Source organism: Streptomyces prasinopilosus (genome assembly GCF_001419695.1).
Taxonomy (GTDB): Bacteria; Actinomycetota; Actinomycetes; order Streptomycetales; family Streptomycetaceae; genus Streptomyces; species Streptomyces prasinopilosus.
On record NZ_LIRG01000518.1, the window covers coordinates 1 to 4,414 of the forward strand.

Annotated in this window: 7 protein-coding genes, 1 tRNA gene and 1 riboswitch; of the genes, 3 read left to right on the forward strand and 5 right to left on the reverse strand. The window is 69.6% G+C overall.

Features of this window, described 5'->3' with window-relative positions:
- Positions 1 to 131 precede the first annotated feature (131 nt).
- From sugE to AOK18_RS20875, 3 genes are all read right to left on the reverse strand, one after another.
- A complete protein-coding gene (gene sugE, locus AOK18_RS20865) occupies positions 132 to 452 on the reverse strand; it encodes a quaternary ammonium compound efflux SMR transporter SugE (protein WP_055695354.1) in 321 nt (106 codons plus the stop codon).
- A 64-nt stretch (positions 453 to 516) separates the two neighbouring features.
- A riboswitch (guanidine-III (ykkC-III) riboswitch) is annotated at positions 517 to 576 on the reverse strand.
- Between the two features lie 133 nt (positions 577 to 709).
- Positions 710 to 1,066 carry a GroES family chaperonin gene (locus AOK18_RS20870; RefSeq protein ID WP_055574234.1) on the reverse strand — a complete coding sequence of 119 codons (357 nt, stop codon included), beginning with the start codon at positions 1,064 to 1,066 and terminating at the stop codon, positions 710 to 712.
- Positions 1,067 to 1,133: 67 nt separating this feature from the next.
- Positions 1,134 to 1,463, reverse strand: coding sequence for a DUF3618 domain-containing protein (locus AOK18_RS20875; RefSeq protein WP_055695351.1), 330 nt, complete (start codon positions 1,461 to 1,463; stop codon positions 1,134 to 1,136).
- Between the two features lie 153 nt (positions 1,464 to 1,616).
- On the opposite strand from AOK18_RS20875, the gene bcp reads away from it, so the two are divergent.
- From bcp to AOK18_RS20890, 3 genes are all read left to right on the forward strand, one after another.
- Positions 1,617 to 2,084, forward strand: a complete 468-nt coding sequence (gene bcp, locus AOK18_RS20880; protein WP_055574232.1) for a thioredoxin-dependent thiol peroxidase — start codon at positions 1,617 to 1,619, stop codon at positions 2,082 to 2,084.
- Positions 2,085 to 2,218: 134 nt separating this feature from the next.
- On the forward strand, positions 2,219 to 3,283 hold the full coding sequence (locus tag AOK18_RS34525; protein WP_240503258.1) for an HNH endonuclease: 1,065 nt from the start codon (positions 2,219 to 2,221) through the stop codon (positions 3,281 to 3,283).
- Positions 3,284 to 3,367 (forward strand) — tRNA-Leu (locus AOK18_RS20890).
- 44 nt (positions 3,368 to 3,411) lie between these two features.
- Here AOK18_RS20890 and rdgB read toward each other — a convergent pair.
- Both rdgB and AOK18_RS20900 read right to left on the reverse strand, forming a co-directional pair.
- Positions 3,412 to 4,014, reverse strand: coding sequence for an RdgB/HAM1 family non-canonical purine NTP pyrophosphatase (rdgB, locus tag AOK18_RS20895; RefSeq protein ID WP_055695352.1), 603 nt, complete (start codon positions 4,012 to 4,014; stop codon positions 3,412 to 3,414).
- 36 nt (positions 4,015 to 4,050) lie between these two features.
- A partial coding sequence (locus AOK18_RS20900; protein ID WP_055695353.1) for a hypothetical protein occupies positions 4,051 to 4,414 on the reverse strand: 364 nt, incomplete at its 5' end.

The following is a 4,414-nucleotide window of genomic DNA, read 5'->3' on the forward strand; positions in this document are numbered from 1 at the left end:
CCCTGATCGCTGAGCGCGGGAGCGGAGTGAACGCGGGGCGTCCGCGGAGGGCCCCCGCGCTCAGCGATCAGGGATCAGCAGTCAGGGGTCAGCAGTCAGCGATCAGCGATCAGCGATCAGTGCTTGATCGCTCAATGCCCCGACGTCGCCTTCAGCCCCACCACGGCGACCACCAGCAGGCACACGAAGAAGATCCGGGCGGCGTTCACCGGCTCCCCCAGCACCGCCATGCCCAGCACCGCGGCCCCGGCGGCACCGATCCCCACCCACACGCCGTACGCCGTACCGATCGGCAGCGTCTTCGCCGCGTACGACAGCAGCACCATGCTCGCCACGATGCCGGCACCCGTGAGCACACTGGGAACCAGCCGGGTGAAACCCTCGGTGTACTTCATCCCGATCGCCCAGCCGACCTCGAGCAGACCGGCGATGATCAACAGAACCCACGCCACGACGGGCACCTCCGAACACACGTCGACGCCTCGGCGCATCGCCGAACCGTCGGATCCAAACGGGAGTGCGTCGTCTTTGCCTCACCCCGGTACGGCGCGTCTCGTCGGGGCCCAGTGGGTCCTCCCACCCTAAAGCCCTGGCCAGGACGGCCGGAAGGGGTTGGTGACCACAGTCACCAACCCCTTCCGGCCACGGCAACGGCCACACTCCGGCATCCACGGCTCCACGGACCCGCGGGGCCCCGGACCCGGCGGACCTACAGGTACAGGCCCGTCGAGTCCTCCGACCCCTCGAACCGGTCCGCGGCCACGGCGTGCAGATCACGCTCCCGCATCAGCACGTACGCCGTACCCCGCACCTCGACCTCGGCACGGTCCTCCGGGTCGTACAGCACCCGGTCACCCGTCTCCACCGTCCGGACGTTCTGCCCCACCGCGACGACCTCGGCCCAGGCCAGCCGACGGCCCACCGCCGCCGTCGCGGGAATCAGGATGCCGCCCCCCGACCGCCGCTCGCCCTCACTCGCGTCCTGCCGCACCAGTACACGGTCGTGCAGCATCCGGATGGGCAGCTTGTCGTCCCGGGGGTCGTGCTCGTTCTTCTTCGCGCTCACGCCTGAAACCTACCTGCCTCGGCCACGGATGTACGCGCTCGGGTCCGGCTGCGGGCCCGGGTCCGGGTCAACGCCTGCGCCGGCGCGACCCCAGGGCCAGCAGCCCCACCACACCCACCACCAGGACCACCGCCGGCACCAGCCGCTCCAGCCGCGGCGCGCCGTTCAGGTCCACGAACTGCGCCTTGACGTCGCTCACCACACGATTCGCACCGACGTACGCCCTGCCGAGCGTGTGATCGACGTTGGAGGCGACCCTCGCCTTCGCGTCCCCGACGATCGTCTTCGGATGCACCCGCACGCCGATCTCGTCCAGGGTCTCGGCCAGCACCGCACGACGGCGCCTGATGTCCGCCTCGATCTCCGCCGGGGTCCTGGTGTCCGCCGTGTCCGCCACCGTGTCGCCTCCGAAATCCACTGGAACCATGAAAGCCGTGCCTGTGCCGGACAGTCTGTCAGCTTCACGCCGCGCCGCACGGCCAGGGCACCCGGATACCCTCGATCCCGGCACCCGATCCACCCAGCGTGTACGTACGAGGAGACCAGACCGATGAGCGAACGCCTCGAGCCCGGAGCCACGGCCCCCGCCTTCACCCTGCCCGACGCCGACGGCAACGAGGTGTCCCTGGCCGACCACGAGGGCCGCAAGGTCATCGTCTACTTCTACCCGGCGGCCCTCACCCCCGGCTGCACCAAGCAGGCCTGCGACTTCACCGACAACCTCGAGGTGCTGGCCGGCGCCGGCTACGACGTCATCGGCATCTCCCCCGACAAGCCGGAGAAGCTCGCCAAGTTCCGCGAGAAGGAATCCCTGAAGGTCACCCTCCTCGCCGACCCGGACAAGAAGGTCCTCGACGCCTACGGCGCCTACGGCGAGAAGAAGAACTACGGCAAGACCTACCTGGGCGTCATCCGCTCCACGATCGTCGTCGACGAGGAGGGCAAGGTCGAGCACGCCTTCTACAACGTCCGCGCGACGGGCCACGTCGCCAAGATCATCAAGGACCTGGGCATCTGACCCACCCCCTCCCGAACGGCCCGTACCGACTCTTCCGGTACGGGTCGTTCCGCTTTCCGTACGTGACCGTCCGGTATCCGGTTCGTTACTCCATGCGACGCCGCGAACGGGTGGCCGGGAAACGGAGGGAACGCATGGATGCCCGCCAGGCAGCGGATCCGTACAGCAGGGAGCGACTCGCGTCGGCCGTCCCCCGAGCACGCAATTGGGCCGACCTGATGCGGCAACTCGGTCTCCACCCGAGCGGGGGGCGACGGCGCACGCTCCAGGAGAAAGTAACCGCTCACGGACTGGACACGAGCCACTTCGTCAAACGCAGCCCTTGGCGCAAGTACCCGGACGCGGCCATCGCCGCAGCCGCCGCGTCGGCTTCATCGCTTCGCGAAGTCGCCCTGGAACTCGGCGCCACGCCTGCTACCGGCACCCTCTCCCACATCCGACGTCGCATTCTCGCGGCGGGCATCGACATCAGCCACTTTCCCGGTATCGATCGCGGCGAGCCGGACCTGCCCTTCACGACCGAGGAACTGAGGGAAGCGGCGGCGTCGGCGACCAGCATCCGCGGAGTGGCCCGTACCCTCGGCGTGCCGGACGACAGCCTGTCCCGCGCGACACTGAGTCGCATGCTGAACGCTCGGGGGATCGACGTCGGGCACTTCACCCACCGCCGTATCGCGATCCCCGAGGACAGGCTCCGCGAGTTCGTGCGGACCTCGACGAGTTATGCCGACGTGATGCGTGGGCTGGGGATGGACGTGACCGACACCAATCATCGGCGCGTCCGACGCGCGGCGGCCCGCCTCGGTCTCGACACGAGCCATTTCAAGAGGCGGAGCTGGGGGCGGCCCGAGCGGCCCGCACCCGCGCCCCTCGCCCCACGCGTGCTGGTCGTTCTGCCCGACCACGCGGGACGCACCAACAGGTCCCAGCTCCACCGAGCCCTGGGGGAACTCGGAGTGACCTACGCATGCGAGAGCTGCGGCAACACCGGGGAGTGGCTGGGTCAGCCCCTCACCCTGCAGATCGACCACGTCAATGGGGACTGGCGCGACAACCGTCGGGGGAACCTGCGGTACCTGTGCCCCAACTGCCATGCACTGACACAGACGTGGTGCCGCCAGAAGGGAAGGACGGCTCCGCCGGGTGACCCGCTCCCCCGTACACTGAGGTCGCCGGTCAGGCGTCATGACCGATCGTGAGCGGCCGTGATGGAAGTGGCAGTCATGCTGGGTTTAGGTCCCAGTGGGTTAACACCCGTGTGGGTTCGAATCCCACCGGCCGCACCGCCCCCCACCTTCGAAATGAAGGCGGGGGGCTTTCTCATAAGTCACCCCAACAGCTCCCGCACCACCGGTACCAGCTCCCGGAAGGCCTTGCCTCGGTGGCTGATGGCGTTCTTCTCCGCGGCCGAGAGTTCCGCGCAGGTGCGGGTCTCGCCGTCCGGCTGGAGGATCGGGTCGTAGCCGAAGCCGCCGGTGCCGGCCGGGGCGTGCCGGAGGGTGCCCGTCAGGCGGCCTTCGACGACGCGTTCCGTGCCGTCGGGGAGGGCGAGGGCGGCGGCGCAGGCGAAGTGGGCGCCGCGGTGGGTGTCGTCGATGTCGGAGAGCTGGGCGAGGAGCAGGTCGAGGTTGGCCTGGTCGTCGCCGTGGCGGCCGGCCCAGCGGGCGGAGAAGATGCCGGGGGCGCCGCCGAGGACGTCGACGCAGAGGCCGGAGTCGTCGGCGACGGCGGGGTGGCCGGTGGCGCGGGCGAGGGCGTGGGCCTTGAGGAGGGCGTTCTCGGCGAAGGTGGTGCCGGTTTCCTTGACGTCGGGGAGGTCGGGGTAGGCGTCGGCGCCGACGAGTTCGTGGGGGAGTCCGGCTTCGGTGAGGATCGACCGCAGTTCGGTGATCTTTCCGGTGTTGCGGGTGGCGAGGATCAGGCGGGTCATGGGCCCAGTATCCCGGGCCCGTGGGGGGCTTCCTCGTTACGGGGTGCAGACCTTGGTGAGTTCGCCGGCTGCGGCGGTGACGGGGCCGAGGTCGGGGGTGGTGTCGCCGTCCTGGACGGAGGTGCGGACGTTGCCGATGGCCTTGTCCAGGTCGTCGACGGCTTTGCCGACGTCGGCGTTGTCAGTGCGCTCACCGATCTCGCCGAGGTTCTGGTCGATGGAGTCGAGGGATTCCTCGAGCTGGGTGGCGTCGTTGGAGGCGTTCTCGACGGCTTGCTGGAGTTCGGTGACGCTGCCGGCTATGGCGTCGGCGGTGCGGACGCAGTCGAGTGCCTTGTCGACGGCGCCGCAGCCGGTGGTGAGGGCGGTGGTGAGGGCGACGGCCGCCAGGGCGGCGGCG